The following is an 18,182-nucleotide window of genomic DNA, read 5'->3' as shown; positions in this document are numbered from 1 at the left end:
CTTATACTAACTTGATTTTATACATATTCCTTTTTATATAAGTGAAACATTGTAGCAAAAGCCACGACCCCAAATAATGCAAGTAAAATAAATGCTAAATGACTTGTGCCAGTTAGAGACTTTGCCAACGAAATAATCAAAGGTGGGAAAAAGCCCCCGAGGCCTCCCATCATAGAAACGATGCCATTCGCTGTACCTGATTCTTTAGAAAAGTATGATGGTACAAGTTTGAATACAAGACCATTTCCAATTCCTGCACATACACTTATCATTAAACAACCAATGGTAAAGAGTGCGATATGATCTGATACCCCCAAAATAATTGCACCAATAATTAAAAATATAAAGTCCATCATTAATCCTTTTACGGCATTAAATTTATCACCTATCATACCTCCAATTGGACGTAAAAATGTAGCTAAAGCAATAAATACACCCGACCGAATACCCGCATCTACTTTATCTATAGTGAAATGATGCACTAAATAATTCGGTAAAAACAAACCAAATGCCACAAAAGCACCAAATGTGATAAAGTACCATAAACTTAAATAATATGTTCTATAATTACCAAATAAATCCTTCATTTGTGCGATTAAAGGAATTTTAACCTTCGGCTCTTTTCCATCTCCACATAAAAACATAATCAATGCAAAGACAGCTATAAATATAAGATAAAAGCGTACAGTTGTTTGCCAGCCAATAATCCCTGCAATAGGTGGTGCTAAAAAGGAAGATACTGCTGTACCAATATTACCTACACCATAAATACCATTTGCTAAACCAACTTTATCTTTAGAAAAATACTTCGGTATTGACGTTACACCCACAGAAAAGATGGCACCACCAACACCTAGAAAGAAACCAGATGTCATAAGCATGCCAGGTGTTTGTGCAAGACTCAAGAAGTAAATTGGAAATAATAGCACAATAAAACTACTGAAAAACACCCATTTTGCGCCAACCACATTGGTTAAATAACCAAATGGAACACGCAATATTGAGCCTAAAATTACTGGAATTGCTACAATAATTGATATTTGCACATCACTTACTTTAATATCTTGCGACATGAATGGCATTAATGGAGATATAATACTCCACGCCATAAATCCAACAACTAGACTCAATGTTTGTAAACCAAGTTGAAAGGCACCTTTTGTCCTAAACATTTTTTCACCTTCATTATTTATGTAATTAGTGTTAGTACATGCATGAGGATAGCAATCAACTATATGACATCACACACCCTACTTGAGACATATTTCTATAACACATACCAACTATAATTAAAGTTTATAATCCTTGTGAAAAATTGAACATAAGGATAATCCCTGATGTTTATAGGCAATTTCCCTATTTGTTATCGGTCGCTATTTATGTCATTTTAGTTCTGATATAAAAAATGCACAAAGACAATTTTTAATTTCAAATCATCTTTGTGCTATTATTTTGAGATTGATGTCCAACCTGTGTATGTTATTTCACTTTTTATTTTCTTGTTATACACCATCAATTTAAATAAGATCAAAAATCTAATAACTTTTTCTTGAGTGCATATTCTACAAGTTCTGGCTTAGATTTTAAGCCTAATTTTGACATAATATGCGTCTTATGTGCTTCTACCGTTTTGACGGAAACAAAGAGCTTTTCTGCAATTTCTTTATTGCCATAACCTTTAGCAATTAATGGTAAGATTTCCAATTCTCGTTTCGATAATATTTTAAAAGGATCATTTGTAGTGCCAGTATCATATTGTGGCTGATTGACAAACTCATTAACGAGAGATGTTGTCAGCTTCATATCCACATACATCTCACCTTGATAAACAGTCCTTACTGCTAAGATTAGCTGTTCATCTGGTGCATTTTTTAGTATATAACCTTTAGCACCATTTCTTAGAACATGGAATAAATATTCTTCGTCATCATACATCGTTAATATTAAGATTTTTGTTTCTGGAAAACTGTCTGCAATTTTACTTGTAGCAATTAAGCCTGATTCGCCAGGAGGCATACTTAAATCCATAATTAACACGTCAGGCTTATGCTCCATAACCTTTTGATATGCCTCTACGCCATCAGCAGCAGTATCTACAACTTCCATATCGTCTTGAAAATTCAGAATCATTGAAAACCCTGTGCGCACTACTGCATGGTCGTCTGCTATAACTATTTTCAATTGAATTCCCCTAACCTACATTAAATTGGTATTTCTAATGTAATAATTGTTCCTTTGCCAATTTGAGTATCAATATTTACATTACCATTGACTAGCTCTGCACGTTCATTCATTCCATATAAACCTAGACCTGTTCCTTTAGGCTGTGACTGAGGGTTAAAGCCCACACCTTGATCAATCACTTCTGCAATGATGTGATCACCTGTATCTTGGATACTCACATCAATGTGATTCACGCTAGCGTATTTCAAGGCATTTAAAATACTTTCTTGCACAACTCGATACACAACGGTTTCAATGTCGCTATCATAGCGCTTACCCTGAATATTCGCCTGATAACTAATGGCTAATCCATAGGTTTGTTCAAAGTGTTTAAAATAAGATTTAAAAGCTGCTTCTAAGCCTAAATCATCTAAGGATGATGGCCGTAATTCGACAGAAATATTTCTAATATCGTCGATTAAATTGGCCATCAAGCTTTCAACTTGTTGGGCTTTATCGGTAATTAATACTTTATCTTGTTGATATTTTAATAATCTCAATTCAATATTAATATTTAATAATTCTTGTACAACACTGTCATGTAATTCTCGAGAAATACGTTTACGTTCGTTCTCTTGAGCGGCAATTACTTTTCGAATCATTTGACGTTGATACATTTTTTCTTGACGCTCAATTTGTGGAGAGATATTTTGCAAAGTAAACGCATAAATACCTTTTACGTCATCGATACATTGATATGTCGCAGTAAAAGGTTGTACCTGTTGATCTACAGTTTTCATAAACACTTGGAAGTTTGCATCTGTTGGTTGAGTCGTATCCATAAAACAATTCATACAGCTTTTTAATGCAAATTCGTTGGAATAGCCCTCACACTGACGACAAATTGCATTGGTCATGGTACTGTAATTGTTGTCTTCTGAAATAATTTCCTTTGCTGCATCATTCATTGCGATAACTTTACCGTATTTGTCTACAAAGACAATCTTTTCCTGTGTTGTTTTATAATATTGTTGTAATAACTGCTCTAATTGTTCTTCATTAATATTGAGCACTCCTATCACCTATCATCCTTCTGAAAATACGCTTAGTTTTCCTTGAATATTAACCTTATCAAAATTGTCTGGTAATGGCTTATTTTGACGTTGACCAAGCAATAATACGCCCCATAACTCATTTTCAAACCATAGTGGAATCGCAATCAAACTCGTTAAATTTTCACTTAGTAAAATGGGGTACTTTAAGCGCTCTTCAAAGCCAATCTCTTGATCAACCTGCTCAATGATCATTCTTTTACCAGTTTTCATTACCATACCAGCGAGGCCACGCCCTTTTTTTAAAACAATTAGCTTATATCTATCGTTGGTATTGCCAGAAACAAATTGCCATTTAATTGGTGCGCCTGAGCGAAAGCGTTCTGGTGTCGCTATCGCAGCAAAATCATAGCCTTCACATTGTCTTAAAGTTTCTAAATCTGCTTGCAAACTGTTCGTTTCAATATAAGATCGAGGAGACAATATATTAACCCTTTCTTTAATGTTATTTATGTTTACGATAAATGATATACCGACGATTCACATATGATAATGGTACGCTCCATACATGGACTAACCTTGTAAATGGCCAACATGCCAGAATTGTAAATCCTAATAAGATATGACACTTAAATGATAGTGGGACATGATTCATCAACATGGCATCCGGTGAGAATGTAAATAGATGTCTAAACCAAATTGATATCGTTTGACGATAATCAAAATCTGGCGTAACCGCATTTGTAACTAACGTCGAATAACATCCCATAAAGATAATAATGAGTAATAAGAGATTAACAAATATATCTGATGCTGAACTTAAGCGTCTAACATTCTTAAGTGTTAAGCGTCTACTTGTTAACAACAACATGCCAATCAACGTCATTATACCAAAGATACTACCAATATACACAGCGCCAAAGTGATACAAATGATTGCTAACACCTAAAAACTCTATCCAGTGTGCTGGAATGGCTAAACCAACAACATGCCCCAAAAACACAGGAATGATACCTAAATGAAATAATAAACTTCCCCATTTCAATTGTTTCTTCTCAATTAATTCGCTTGATTTAGCTGTCCATGAAAATTGATCATATTTATACCGCGCGATATGACCAATTACAAAAATAGCAACACAAAGATAGGGATAAATCACCCATAAAAATTGATTAAGCATGTGTTGTCACCCCTTTTGGTGCTTCAAGACATTCTTTTAATGTCTGACGCAAAGCACGGACCACATAGGCATACGGATTGTGATCCTCAGCCAACAAGTTTGCCATCGTATACGTGCCATCTTCAATAATCATAATGACTAACTGAATATTATCTTCCGCACGTGGATCATCATGCCATTGTGCCACATGTAAAAACTGCAACATTAGCGGTAAATAATCAGACAGTTCATTATCAACCATTTTCAAGCCAAACATCTCATATAAGACCTTTAATTTAGCCAACATCTGCCCGCGTTCTTTTTGTGTATCAAATTTATTATATGTCATATATAATGGTGCCTTCTTACTAAAATCAAAGGTATCCGTGTATATTGCCTTAATTTCTGATAAAGTGTACTGTTCCATCATTGTGCGATAAGCAACAAGGTCGGCATATGCAGGATGTGAAGGCGCTATGGTCTCTTGAAAGATATTTTGATTGAAAGTGATTTTTTCTGGAAAATTCAGTTGCTGTGCAATATAGCCAAAACTATCTTGATATTGTCTAAAATTTGCAAGATTAATCACGGAAAATACCTCCATAGAAATGATCATTATAAACTTCTTGTCCTGTCTTTCCAGAACCTACTGCTACGCCACAACCTTCACAATTTTCTCCAAAATATTCTCCACCATACCCTTGGCTACCTTGTGCACGATACGTATCTAAGTAAGTTTCTTTGTGTGATGTAGGCACTACAAATCGCTCTTCATATTTAGCTATACCTAACAAGCGATACATATCTTTTAACTGCTGCTCAGATAAGCCTAATCTTTCTAATTTATGCATCGCAAATGGTTGATTCGTTACTTGAGCACGCATATAACTTCGCATCATTGCCATGCGTTGCAAAGCTTCTTTCACTGGTTTCGTATCTCCAGCTGTAAACAAGTTTGCTAAATACTCAACAGGTAAACGCATTTCATCAATTGCTGGGAAGATCATATCTGGATCTTGCTTAGCACCTTTACCTTCAAAATAACTCATGATTGGACTAAGCGGCGGACAATACCATACCATAGGCATCGTTCTATATTCGGGATGTAGCGGAAAGGCCAACTTATACTCTATAGCCAACTTATATACCGGAGAATGTTGAGCTGCTTCGATCCACTCATGGTTAATGCCGTCCTTTTCAGCCTGTGCAATCACATCTTCATCAAATGGATTTAGAAAAATATCAAGTTGCTTTTCGTACAACGCTTGTTCATTTTCAGCAGATGCCGCTTCATGCACACGATCTGCATCATATAAAAGCACACCTAAATAACGCATACGACCCGTACATGTTTCAGAACAAACTGTAGGAAGCCCGGCTTCAATTCTTGGAAAGCAGAATGTACATTTTTCTGCTTTATTTGTCTTCCAGTTAAAATAAACTTTTTTATACGGACAGCCAGTCATGCAATAACGCCAACCACGGCAGGCTTCTTGGTCAACAAGTACAATACCATCTTCATCCCGTTTGTACATTGCACCAGATGGGCATGATGCCACACAACTTGGATTTAAACAATGTTCACACAAACGTGGCAAATACATCATAAATGTTTCATCAAATTGAAACTTGATATCTTCTTCAATTCGTTGAATATTAGGATCTTCTGGTCCAGTAACATGTGCACCTGCAAGATCATCTTCCCAGTTAGGACCCCATTGTAAATCCAACTTATCACCTGAAATAACTGAATGTGCTTTTGCTACAGGAGAATGTTGCCCTTGTTTAGCTGTTGTCAAATGTTCATAATTGTAAAACCATGGTTCATAGTAATCTTTAATTACTGGCATATCAGGATTATAGAAGATTTTTCCTAAAGCAATTTTTGACCAGCGACTCCCTGATTTAAGTTGAAGTTTGCCTTTATTGTTGCGCACCCAACCGCCTTTATATTGCTCTTGGTCTTCCCAACGTTTTGGATATCCAACACCTGGCTTTGTTTCTACATTATTAAACCACACATACTCCGCACCCGGTCTATTCGTCCATGTATTTTTACATGTCACACTGCACGTATGACAACCAATACATTTGTCTAAGTTCAATACCATTGCAATTTGTGCTTTAATCTTCAAGCCAATTGACCTCCTTCATTTTTCTCACGGCCACATAGATATCTCTTTGATTGCCAATCGGTCCATAGTAGTTAAAGTGATAGCTTATTTGTGCATATCCACCAACCAGCTGTGTCGGTTTTAAATGAATACGAGTTGGTGCATTATGAGAACCTCCTCGCGTATCTGTGATTTCTGAGCCAGGTGTTTCAATATGCTTATCCTGTGCGTGATACATAAACATTGTTCCTCTAGGCATTCGATGAGATGTGACGGCACGCGCAGTCACAACACCGTTTCTGTTATATACTTCGAGCCAATCATTATCACTAATGCCATGCGCCTCGGCATCTTCATTTGATAACCAAACAACAGGTCCACCTCTAAATAATGTCAGCATGTGCTGATTGTCTTGATAAGTCGAGTGGATATTCCATTTACCATGTGGTGTTAAGTATCGTAATACTAGGGCATCTTGTCCGCCTTTTACTTGTTTATCTCGTGTGCCAAAGACCATCGGCGGTAATGTCGGTTTGTATACTGGTAAACTTTCACCAAATTGCTGAAATATTTCATGATCAATATAGTAGCTTTGTCTTCCTGTTAATGTTCTGAAAGGAACAAGTCGTTCGATATTTGTTGTGAACGGTGAATAGCGACGGCCATTTTTATTTGATCCAGGAAAAACGGCAGTTGGAATCACTTCTCTAGGTTGTGCAGTAATATTTAAAAATGATAGCTTTTCGGCTTCACGTGCGCTAGAAATATCTTTCAATGGCATACCGGTTTGTTGTTCTAAATCGGTATATGATTTTTGAGATAACTTACCATTCGTCGCAGATGAAACATTTAAAATCGCATCAGCCACTTTCCTTGCTGTATCGATACGTGGACGTTGATTTCTGATTGATGTTATGTCGTCATCATTCCAAGTTCCTATCATACTTTTTAGTTCCTCATATTGTTCACCCGCATGATAACTCACACCATGCGCACCTATTTTCCCGTTTTCCAACAAAGGTCCTAACGTAACAAATTTGTTATATATTTGAGTGTAATCCCGTTCAACTACAGTAAAATTAGGCATTGTGCGTCCGGGAACTGCTTCTATTTCTCCTTTAGACCAATCTTTGACTTGACCGAATGGTGTTGAAATCTCTTGCTTAGAATCATGACCTAATGGTGTAGTCACAACATCCTTATAAGTACCTGGCAAATAATCTTTTGCCATTTCTGAAACTGCTTTACTTAATGTCTTATAGATATCCCAATCTGAGCGCGATTCCCATAGTGGATCTATTGCAGGATTGAATGGATGTACGAAAGGATGCATATCCGTTGATGAGATATCATGCTTTTCATACCAAGTTGCAGCTGGCAACACAATATCTGAATAGAGTGGTGTAGCTGTCATTCTAAAATCTAATGATACTAATAAATCAAGTTTGCCTATTGTATCGTCTCGCCAAGTAATTTCTTCAGGCTTATCATGCTCATTAGGTTCAGCCATCAAGCCAGATTTAGTACCTAATAAATGCTTCATAAAATATTCTTGCCCTTTTGCAGAGCTTGAAATTAAATTTGAACGCCAAACAAATAATGTTTTAGGATGATTCTTCTTCAAATCAGGATCTTCAATTGCAAACTGTGTTTCTTTATTTTTCACGGCATCAACTGCACGTTTAATAATTGCTTCGTTTGACGCATCGCCAGCTTCTTTCGCCTCTTCTCCAAAGAGTAAGCTGTTTTTATTAAACTGTGGATAAGATGGTAACCAGCCTAAGCGAGCAGCAGTCACATTGTAATCAGCAGGATGCTGGTGCTTAACATGTTGTGCAAGAGGTGAAGTTAAACTAGCTACATTGGATTCTTCATATTTCCATTGATCAGTCGCAAAATAAAACCAACTTGTACCATTTTGTAAGCGTGGTGGTGCTTGCCAATCTTTGGCAAAGGCAACCGTATTCCATCCTTCAATAGGACGACATTTTTCTTGTCCAACATAATGTGCCCAGCCTCCACCATTTACACCTTGACAGCCACATAACATGACCAAATTTAGAATTGAGCGATAAATGGTGTCAGAATTAAACCAATGATTAATACCTGCACCCATAATAATCATCGAGCGACCACCAGTTTCTATCGCATTTTGCGCAAACTCTCGTGCAATTTGAGTCACAGTCGATGCTTTAACACCAGTAATTGATTCCTGCCAAGCTGGTGTATACTTGGATTGCTGGTCATCATAGGATGTTGCCTCCATGGCATGATTGAAACGCTGTATACCATACTGACTAGCCATCAAATCATAAACTGTCGTCACTTGAACGTTTTGACCATTGGCTAACTGTAACGTGTATGTTGGAATTGGTCGCTTAAAGATTCCATCACCATCGCTATCAAAATATGGAAATTGAATGGTTTTGATGTCATATTCAGTATTCGCCATCGTCAGTGTTGGATTGATTGTTTGACCATCATCAGTTTCCAATTTAAGATTCCATTGTTTACCTTCTTCCCAACGTTGTCCCATCGTGCCATTAGGTACCACAAACTGTTGGCTCTCTAGATCATAAATCATTGGCTTCCATTCATTATTGTCACTGTCAATACCTAAGTCACTTGCACGTAAAAATCGCCCTGCTTTATAGCCTTGCTTATCTTGGTCTAACATAATAACAAACGGCATATCCGTATACTGTTTGGCATAATTAATAAACATTTCATTCGGCTCATTTTGGTAAAATTCTTGTAAAATCACGTGTGTCATCGCCTGAGCAATTGCAGCATCAGTACCTGGATGCGGTGCCAGCCAGTTGTCGGAAAACTTTACGTTTTCAGCATAATCCGGAGCGACCGAAATAACTTTAGTTCCTTTATAACGTACTTCGGTCATAAAATGCGCGTCCGGTGTACGTGTAAGAGGTACGTTTGATCCCCACATAATAATGTAAGCTGCATTGAACCAATCACTTGATTCTGGTACATCTGTTTGTTCACCCCATATTTGTGGTGATGCAGGTGGTAGGTCAGCATACCAATCATAAAAACTCAACATTTCTCCACCTAATAAACTAATAAATCTAGCTCCAGCAGCATAACTAATCATCGACATAGCTGGAATAGGTGTAAATCCAGCAATTCGGTCTGGTCCGTCTTTTTTTATCGTATATAAAAGCTGCGCCGCAATGATATCTGTGACATCTTTCCAACTAGCTCTGACGTGTCCACCCATACCTCTTGCTGATTTATATCGCTTAGCTTTTTCTTCATCTTCAACTATTGAGGCCCATGCTGCAATGCGATTACCGTTGTTTTCTTCAAGTGCTGTAGTCCATAAATCCAATAGTTTACCTCTAATATAAGGATATTTAACACGCAACGGACTATACTCATACCAAGAAAATGATGCACCACGAGGACAACCTCTTGGTTCAAATTCAGGCATATCCGGACCACAACTTGGATAGTCAGTTTGTTGATTTTCCCAAGTAATCACGCCATTCTTCACAAAAACTTTCCAGGAACATGATCCTGTACAATTGACCCCATGCGTAGTACGAACGACTTTGTCATGGCTCCAACGTTCACGATACATTTTCTCCCATTCTCTGCTTTTACTTTCTAAAATGGACCAATTACCGTTAAATTTTTCAGTTGGCTTAAAAAAGTTCAATCCAAATTTCCCCATCTATATGTCCTCCCGTAAAAGGTTTAACACGAGTGCTACATTCAACATTCATATCATTGTCTTAGTTACATTGTATATTTTTTCACAAAGTTCTAATATTAGGGAATTGCCTAATTGCCTTAGTTGAAACCCTAAATTTTCAAAAATAAAAAGAAGCGAGACAGAATTCATAATGACTTCTGTCCCGCCCCGGCGAGTTTAACTGCCAATATATAGTTTATAGCCTAAAACATAGTGATGTCCCAGACTCACACTTACTCCATATAGATATAATCACACTGATGTTGTGCGATGATATGTTGAAATAAATCGTGCTGACTTTGATGTGCTGTCTTACTTGGTTGTATCAGACATGGTGTTCCTATATCTGCTAAATGTTCAGCTTGTATTAGCGCCTGTTCTTTTTCACCTACGAGTATCTTTAATATGCTATCTCTGCTGTTAGCCTTAGGTATTTGTGACATATGTTCTACGATAGGACCAACCAAACAAATGCCAGGTTGTCCTTCTAAATTTATCTTAGTTAATTGCGCTTCGATGGTTGATAAACGCCCTATTACGGTTGTTTCGTTATACCAAGAAGCATTAAAAATCACTGCAATTGGATAATCTTCAGTTGATACCGCAGTAATTTGTTGAATAATATGCCCTAAACGCTTAACTCCCATATAAATGGCAAGTGTACCACCATTGTGTAAATTTCTAATATCTGTTTCATTGCTGACATCATCTTTGAAATGCCCTGTTGAAAAAGTGACACTTGGTGCAACTTGACGCATCGTTAGTCCGACATTCATAGTTGCTGCTGCAGCACTCGCAGACGTAATGCCTGGGACAATTTCTACTTCTATCGCTTGTTGTTTTAATGCCTCAAGCTCTTCATAAACACGACCAAATATCGCAGGATCACCACCTTTTAATCTAACAACATGTTTATATTGATGTGCCGCAGCAATCATTTTATGATTAATCTGTACTTGTTGAATGTGTTTATGGTATGGCTTTTTACCGACATTAACGAAGACTGCTTTCTCTGACGCATACTGTAAAATAAGTGGATTGACTAAACGGTCATACAATATAATATCCGCTTCTCTAATTAAACGTTCGGCTTGTTTCGTTAATAAATTAGGATTTCCTGGACCAGCGCCTACAAGATATACCTTGCCACCATTGGCTATAGACATACGTAGACATCTCCGTCAATGACTTCTACTGGATATACGGTTACACAACCTTCATCAGGTTCTTGAACTTCACCAGATGCTAAATCAATTTTTTGATCATGCAGGGGACAGTATACATATTCACCACTGACCGTTCCTTCTGACAAAGGACCTTGTTTGTGCGGACAAACATTATGAATAGCATGAATATGACCACTTTCAGTTAGAAATATACCTATTTCATTACCATCAACAATGACCTTTTTCCCTATTAAAGGTGTTAAATCATCGATTGTTAATACTTTTACTTTTTCTCCTGTTCTCATCGTTTACACCTTCTCAACTTCAAAGATTTTTTGTGCATGTTTATTGTGAACAATTGCTTGCCAAGGTTCTTCTGAAACTGCTTGTTTCGCATCCATGATACGTGTATATAATGCATCTTGTCTTTCAGGATCCAACAATACTGCTTTAACATTATCGAAACCTAAACGCTCTAACCAAGGAGCTGTACGCTCTGCATACACACCTGTTTCACGGTAATATTGCATCAATGCACCGCAAAGTTTAATCACTTCATCTTCTGTAGCTACAGTCGTTAAGAATTGACCTTTGGTTACTTCTGTACCACCGTTACCACCAATATAAATCTGGAAGCCATTTTCAACAGAAATAACACCAAAGTCTTTAACCCCTGATTCTACACAACTTCTTGGACAACCTGACACACCCATTTTAAATTTATGTGGTGTGTCGATATATTCAAATGTTTTTTCTAAACGAATTCCTAAGCGCGTCGTATATTGCGTCCCAAATCGACAAAACTCTTTACCAACACAGCTTTTAACAGAACGAGTTTTCTTTCCATAGGCAGATGCAGAACGCATGCCTAAATCTTGCCATACTTGTGGTAATTGTTCTTTTTTCAATCCATATAATCCGATACGTTGTGAACCAGTAACTTTAACTAGCGGTACATCATATTTTTTGGCTACTTGTCCAAGACGTATCAATTGATCTGCATCTGTGACGCCTCCACGCATTTGAGGTATGACTGAAAACGTACCATCATTTTGAATATTGGCATGATAGCGTTCATTAGCAAAACGTGACTCACGTTCATCTGCATGTTCATGAGGATAGACCATATTTAAATAGTAATTAATAGCTGGTCGACATTTAGGACAACCATTTTTATCTTTAAAGTTCAAGACATGTCTCACTTCTTTAGATGTCTTTAAGCCTTTAGCTCTAATTTGTGTGACGATTTGATCTCTAGTCAGTTCTGTACAGGCACAGATTCCTGTTGGCTTAGCAGTGTAAAAGCCATCACCAAGCGTATACTCTAGAATTTGGCTGATTTGCCCTTTGCATTTTCCGCATGAATTACCCGCTTTAGTCATTTTAGTCACTTCTGCCACAGACGTTAAACCTTTAGATTTAATTGCATTTACAATGGTGCCTTTATCTACACCATTACAACCACATATCGTTTCGTCATCGCTCATATCAGTAATTGATAAACCAGCATCGGCACCTTTTTTCTGTAATAGTGCCATTAACGTATAATCTTCAAGTGATTCATGCTTTTTCATCATGCTATAAAACCTAGAGCCATCGTCCGTATCACCGTATAGTACAGCTCCCACAACCGCTTGATCTTTTAAAAATACTTTTTTATAAACGTTATCTACGCTATTAAATGCTTCTATACCGTGTACGTCTTCATCTTCAACAATTTGTCCAGCACTGTATAAATCGCACCCAGATACTTTTAAGGATGTGAATGTTGTTGAGCCATGATAGCCCTCTGTTTTTCTACCAGTTAAATAATCGGCTAACACTTTGCCTTGTTCATATAAAGGTGCAACAAGTCCATATACGTGTCCTTGATGCTCAGCACACTCTCCAACAGCATAAATATGTGCATCACTCGTTTGTAAATAATCATTAACGACAATACCTCTGTTGACCTCTAGTCCAGCATCACGGGCAACTTGCACATAAGGTCTGATACCCACTGCCATCACAATAAGGTCTGTTTCTATCACACGACCATCTGCTAATTTAATAGCTTCAACATCATCTTGACCAATAATTTCTTGTGAGTTCGCTTGTAACTCAATCTTCATACCTTGTTGTTCCAAATCCGCTTTGAGTAATGCGCCCGCCTTTGCATCTAATTGCATTTCCATCAACCAATCTGCTAGATGTAAGACAGTAACTTCCATGCCTTGATCTAATAATCCACGCGCACATTCTAATCCAAGAAGACCGCCTCCAATAACGACGGCACGTTTTTTCGTTTGTGCAATTGTCATCATTTGTTCAGTATCTTTAATCGTTCTCCAACCGATTACACTTGGCAAATCAGCCCCTGGAATAGGTAATACAAAAGCTGATGAGCCTGTGGCAAAGATACAAATATCATAAGAAACCGTTAGCCCTTTTGATGTTACAACATATTGTCCTTCGCGATTAACGTGCTCAACTGGGTCATCGATAATTAAGTTAATATCATGCGCTTTGTACCAATCAAATGGATTCATAATTGTGTCGTCAATCGTCATTTTATTTTGTAAAATATTGGATAGCATGATGCGATTATAGTTAGGATAAGGTTCTTTACCAATCACTGTAATGTCAAAGGTTGAATCGGAACGCTCTAGCATTTCTTCTATCGTGCGTATACCTGCCATACCATTACCTATCAACACTAATTTTTGCTTAGCCATAATGTCGCCCCTTTTAATCTTTTAAAGATTGCTGGAAATACCTATGCCCTTAAAGGTTCATTAACTTGATTAATAATATTCCAGCTATCACTTTTCAATTTTATTGTAGACCAATACAGGCAATTTTTGTGAATAAAATCACAAAATTAGGGAATTCCCTAACATAAAAAAACAACCAATAAAGTGCGAAACTTTACTGATTGTTACTGATATCATCTTTAATTATTTTCTTTAAAATGATAATTCCTCAAGACGTGCGCTAATAATATCTTTCAAAAGCGGATCGAAATTCAGAGATGGTGTAATAAGCAATTCTGATTGTATGTCCATTTGCGCGATTAGTTTTTTTACTTTATTCACTAAGCGTCCATCATATAAAAACATTGGCACGATAATTAACTTGGAAAAGCGCTTAGCTAACTTATCCAAATCATTTTTAAAGCTTATATCGCCATACAATGTTCTGGAGAATACAGGATAATCTGTAGCTAGCTGATGATTAAAGGTTTCTAATTCATCATGTGCTTGTGTATAAGAGCGACTACCATGTGCGATTAAAACAACTGCTACTTTACCTTTGTCATCTTTGTCGATATGAACTTGTTCAATGCGTTGTTGAATAATTTCCTGCATTAATGCATGCGTTCCTAAAGGCTGACTTAAGCGATAGTTAATATTTGGATGTTGCTCCTTTATTTGTGCTAATATTTCTGGAATATCCACTAAATAATGCATGGCAGAAAAGATGAGTAGTGGCACAATTTTAAATTCTGTTTCTCCTTGATTCAAATAATGCGTCATGATGCGTGAAATACTTTTTTCTTCACTTTCAATAAACGCCAAATCATATGGATAGCTTTCATGCTCTAACAATTGAGCCACAAAGCCTGTTAATGCCTCATTTTGATCTCCTTGACGCATGCCATGCGCGACTAAAATATTCGCTACCATCGTATCCCCCCGATACATGATTAATAATGTTGATTAAAATAATAAGATTTAATGTATCATAAGTCAATATTTTTCTAAAAAAGGAGCGTAACGTCCTACATAAAAGTCTGTTACACTCCAAAGCTGTATTTAGAATTTCTAAAATATAATCTATATATTTCATTATAGCATCTATATCATTTTAATTATTTAACTAAACTATCTCGTGTACCATTCAGGTAAGCATATACGAAACCAATAAAGATACCGCCACCTATATAGTTACCAATAAATGCAAAAACAACATTTTTCAATACACCTAACCATGACAAAGCATCCAAATTAAAGAAAGCCATACCTGCATATAATCCTGTATTAAAGACAACGTGTTCATAACCCATAAAGACAAAGACAATCACGCCACACGCAATGAAGAATGCTTTTGCTAAACCTTCTTTAAACTTCATAGAGACAAAAATACCAATATTGATAAAGAAGTTACAAAAAATAGCTTTAACTAAAATATTGTACCATGTCGAATCAATCGTTTTCTTATGTACCAATGCCGTTAAGCTTTGAATCATTTCAGGTGTCATAATATGCACAAATTTCATCAAGAAAAATAAAAAAATCCCACCAATAATATTACCAATAAAACAAAAAGTAACCACTTTCATTATTTTAGACATAGAAATCACTTTATAATACCAACCCACAGTCAAGTACATAAAATTACTCGTCAATAGTTCTGAATTAGTTAATACGATCAATACTAAGGCTAAGCTAAATGCGATTGCACCAAGCAAATTAACCAGCCCGTCATTAGTTCCGGCAAACTGTGTCTTAACAGCAAACATAAATACTGTTACAATCGCCAATAAAAAGCCAGCCATAATCGCTTTTACCATATATCTCCCTGGCGTCTTATCAAGCATGACTTCCTTCATTTGCACTTGACCAGCTGCACTTTCAATTTGTGCACGTGTCGCATGTGTGTCATCAAGTGTCTTTGCATTTTTTAACATCTAAACTTCCTCCTATGTATGTCATCATTTAATATAGACCTATTATATCCATAAAGACATAATAAAACTATAAAGCTTTAAAAAAATACACATAATATATGAAAATTTTAAAAATTAAAATGTAACATACTATAATTTTTCGCTTTTGAAATAATACATGTATTTTCTATGAAAAGCAGCTTATGTATCACACAAATTCTAAATAAATCGACATTCTATATTTGAAACTAAAACATATAAAAAGCTTCCATTAAAGATTGAGCTCAACGCCCTCCCTAATGGAAGATCCTTATATTACTATATTAAATCTTTTAAATATTTACCATTGTAAGAATATACCATGCGATACTAGCCAACATAATTACAAGATGAAACCACCAATCCATTTTAATAATGGCAATCACTTCTCTAATAAAAGCATTGGTGAAAAAATAGCTTTTCGTTTTACTGCCAACGCTGTAAAAATTTTTAAAATGCAATTTTTTCGCTAAAAACATCACTCTTAGAATATGAAAATCATTTGTGCATATTAAAATATTAGGTTTATTTAATGGTAAATTTTCTATCATTTCCTTAGAAAAATATAAATTTTCATATGTCGTTTTCGATTGTTGTTCACAAATAATCTCATCCTCAACGATACCTTTATCTACTAGATATTCCTTCATAGCAACTGACTCAGGTCGCAGCTCATCATCACCCTGGCCACCACTCACTAAAAACAAATGCTGCTTATTATTTTGCTTTTGATAAATTTCTAAGCCTGCATTAATTCTACTAGCTAAAAGTGGTGTAACTTTATTATTTATTAAACCGGATCCTAGCACTAAAAAAATATCAATAGACTTATTGCTATTTAATGTTGAATAAAATATAGCTAAAAGCCAGCAGCTCAATATTAAGCCAAAAAAATACGTAAATATTAACGTAGTGAATAAATATGTTACAAATATATATTTTGACACATCATTGTTAACGATAAACGATACTGGAAATAAAGCAATCAAAATTACAATCCACATCGCTAACGATAAACTCAAAAAGTTTGTAAGGCGACTGCCTTCATTTTTCAATAATTTTTTACTATCCCAAAATAAATAGAGAATAAAGGCGATAATCACGAGCATTGACAATAATAAATAACTACTTAAAACCATTAAGTTAAAATCAAATAATCTATTCAAATAATAAGATACTAAAATATACATTAAAACAATGATAATAGACGTACAGTAAATATTAAGTCGACTATTTGCTTTAAACAGTAAATATGCTATACCTAAAAGAATGAAAACAACCAATAATAATATATACATTTTTTCTCCTTTAATTAAATTCACTATAACACAACAATGTTTAAATGATTACTTATTTTGTTACTTACAAAAGTGTAAGTAGTAATATTTTTTTCTCGTGCTACGATGAAATTAATCACAGAGGAGGTATCTTAATGAACACTTACAAAATAGAAACCAAAAATTTATCCAAAAAGTTCAAAAACAATGTAGTCTTAAATGATATTAATTTAAAAGTTGCTCCAAACGAAGTCTATGGCTTATTAGGTATTAATGGCGCTGGAAAATCAACATTACTTAAAATCATTTGTGGTATATTATCCAGCTCACATGGCGAAATATTTTTAGATGGCGCACAGATGGTCAGAAATGATTTATCAAATATTGGCTCGTTAATAGAGTCCCCGCCCACTTATAACCATCTAAATGCTTATGATAATCTAAAAATCGTAGCTTTAAATGAAAATATACCTTTTGACAATATTCCACAAGTATTAAAAAAGGTCAAACTGAAAGTAGATAAACAGAAAAAAGTTAAAGATTTTTCACTGGGAATGAAACAACGTTTAGGCATTGCAATGGCGCTAATAAAAAAACCAAAGTTATTAATACTCGATGAGCCATCAAATGGCCTTGACCCTTATGGTATACAAGATTTAAGAACATTATTGAAAGATTTAACTCAGCAAGGTACAAGCATCATCGTATCAAGTCATATACTTTCCGAAATACAAATATTAGCTGATCATATCGGTATTATTCACAACGGTAAATTAAAGTATCAAAAAGAAAATAATACTAATGAAAATCTAGAAAAAATATTTTTCGATATTACAAAGGAGTAAATTA

At 35.7% G+C, this 18,182-nt stretch carries 15 protein-coding genes; 1 reads left to right on the top strand and 14 read right to left on the bottom strand.

Features of this window, described 5'->3' with window-relative positions; translation table 11 throughout:
- Positions 1-17 precede the first annotated feature (17 nt).
- The 14 genes from AL499_RS09590 to AL499_RS09525 form a co-directional block, all read right to left on the bottom strand.
- Positions 18-1,172, bottom strand: a complete 1,155-nt coding sequence (locus tag AL499_RS09590; RefSeq protein ID WP_002460271.1) for a nitrate/nitrite transporter — start codon at positions 1,170-1,172, stop codon at positions 18-20.
- A 355-nt stretch (positions 1,173-1,527) separates the two neighbouring features.
- Complete coding sequence (gene nreC, locus AL499_RS09585; RefSeq protein WP_002460273.1) at positions 1,528-2,181, bottom strand: nitrate respiration regulation response regulator NreC; 654 nt, start codon at positions 2,179-2,181, stop codon at positions 1,528-1,530.
- 20 nt (positions 2,182-2,201) lie between these two features.
- On the bottom strand, positions 2,202-3,236 hold the full coding sequence (gene nreB, locus AL499_RS09580) for a nitrate respiration regulation sensor histidine kinase NreB (RefSeq protein ID WP_002492810.1): 1,035 nt from the start codon (positions 3,234-3,236) through the stop codon (positions 2,202-2,204).
- 12 nt (positions 3,237-3,248) lie between these two features.
- The gene (gene nreA / locus AL499_RS09575) at positions 3,249-3,698 is read right to left on the bottom strand and encodes a nitrate respiration regulation accessory nitrate sensor NreA (RefSeq protein ID WP_002478710.1); all 450 of its coding nucleotides are present in this window, start codon (positions 3,696-3,698) and stop codon (positions 3,249-3,251) included.
- A 22-nt stretch (positions 3,699-3,720) separates the two neighbouring features.
- Positions 3,721-4,395 carry a respiratory nitrate reductase subunit gamma gene (gene narI, locus AL499_RS09570; protein WP_002478709.1) on the bottom strand — a complete coding sequence of 225 codons (675 nt, stop codon included), beginning with the start codon at positions 4,393-4,395 and terminating at the stop codon, positions 3,721-3,723.
- A complete protein-coding gene (gene narJ, locus AL499_RS09565) occupies positions 4,388-4,963 on the bottom strand; it encodes a nitrate reductase molybdenum cofactor assembly chaperone (RefSeq protein ID WP_002478708.1) in 576 nt (191 codons plus the stop codon). The genes narI and narJ overlap by 8 nt, the downstream gene beginning before the upstream one ends.
- Positions 4,956-6,509, bottom strand: coding sequence for a nitrate reductase subunit beta (gene narH / locus AL499_RS09560; protein ID WP_002492798.1), 1,554 nt, complete (start codon positions 6,507-6,509; stop codon positions 4,956-4,958). Before narH ends, narJ begins: the two co-directional genes overlap by 8 nt.
- On the bottom strand, positions 6,499-10,182 hold the full coding sequence (locus tag AL499_RS09555) for a nitrate reductase subunit alpha (protein ID WP_002492838.1): 3,684 nt from the start codon (positions 10,180-10,182) through the stop codon (positions 6,499-6,501). Before AL499_RS09555 ends, narH begins: the two co-directional genes overlap by 11 nt.
- 254 nt (positions 10,183-10,436) lie before the next feature.
- On the bottom strand, positions 10,437-11,369 hold the full coding sequence (gene cobA / locus AL499_RS09550; RefSeq protein WP_002478707.1) for a uroporphyrinogen-III C-methyltransferase: 933 nt from the start codon (positions 11,367-11,369) through the stop codon (positions 10,437-10,439).
- Entirely contained in the window at positions 11,360-11,674 is a 315-nt protein-coding gene (nirD, locus tag AL499_RS09545) for a nitrite reductase small subunit NirD (RefSeq protein ID WP_002460283.1), read from the bottom strand. The genes cobA and nirD overlap by 10 nt, the downstream gene beginning before the upstream one ends.
- A gap of 3 nt (positions 11,675-11,677) precedes the next feature.
- Entirely contained in the window at positions 11,678-14,083 is a 2,406-nt protein-coding gene (gene nirB, locus AL499_RS09540) for a nitrite reductase large subunit NirB (protein ID WP_002492809.1), read from the bottom strand.
- Between the two features lie 231 nt (positions 14,084-14,314).
- On the bottom strand, positions 14,315-15,034 hold the full coding sequence (locus tag AL499_RS09535) for a sirohydrochlorin chelatase (protein WP_002492799.1): 720 nt from the start codon (positions 15,032-15,034) through the stop codon (positions 14,315-14,317).
- Positions 15,035-15,219: 185 nt separating this feature from the next.
- Complete coding sequence (locus tag AL499_RS09530; RefSeq protein WP_037540506.1) at positions 15,220-16,038, bottom strand: formate/nitrite transporter family protein; 819 nt, start codon at positions 16,036-16,038, stop codon at positions 15,220-15,222.
- A gap of 311 nt (positions 16,039-16,349) precedes the next feature.
- Positions 16,350-17,354: a YdcF family protein gene (locus tag AL499_RS09525; protein ID WP_037540507.1), complete on the bottom strand. Its 1,005-nt coding sequence runs from the start codon at positions 17,352-17,354 to the stop codon at positions 16,350-16,352.
- A 134-nt stretch (positions 17,355-17,488) separates the two neighbouring features.
- On the opposite strand from AL499_RS09525, the gene AL499_RS09520 reads away from it, so the two are divergent.
- On the top strand, positions 17,489-18,178 hold the full coding sequence (locus AL499_RS09520; protein ID WP_002492834.1) for a lantibiotic protection ABC transporter ATP-binding subunit: 690 nt from the start codon (positions 17,489-17,491) through the stop codon (positions 18,176-18,178).
- Positions 18,179-18,182 lie beyond the last annotated feature (4 nt).

This window comes from Staphylococcus lugdunensis (assembly GCF_001558775.1).
In the GTDB taxonomy this organism is placed as follows: Bacteria; Bacillota; Bacilli; order Staphylococcales; family Staphylococcaceae; genus Staphylococcus; species Staphylococcus lugdunensis.
This window is presented reverse-complemented; position numbering and strand designations above follow the sequence as displayed.